Genomic DNA, 227 nt, shown 5'->3' with positions numbered 1-227 from the left:
TCGGCTGCTTGGCTCATATCCTGACGCCACACGTGAGCGCACTCCTGGCACCGGTAGCGGCGCACGCTCACGTGCAAAAACGTGGGACGCCACCCGTAAGGCTCGTGCGCCAAGCGCCTGATCACCGTGTCACGAGCCACGCCCTGACACCCGCAGCGTTGGCACCACCGATCCTCAGCAACAATGCGGCATGCCAACACTGCATGGTCTGGCCACATGTGCTGGCC

At 64.3% G+C, this 227-nt stretch carries 1 protein-coding gene; it reads right to left on the bottom strand.

Annotated elements, in window-relative coordinates; all coding sequences use genetic code 11:
* The coding region (locus tag QP415_RS13275; RefSeq protein WP_285100381.1) for a transposase family protein at nucleotides 1-227 on the bottom strand (227 nt) is incomplete at both ends.

It is taken from the genome of Pauljensenia sp. UMB3104, assembly GCF_030217285.1.
Taxonomy (GTDB): domain Bacteria; phylum Actinomycetota; class Actinomycetes; order Actinomycetales; family Actinomycetaceae; genus Pauljensenia.
This window is presented reverse-complemented; position numbering and strand designations above follow the sequence as displayed.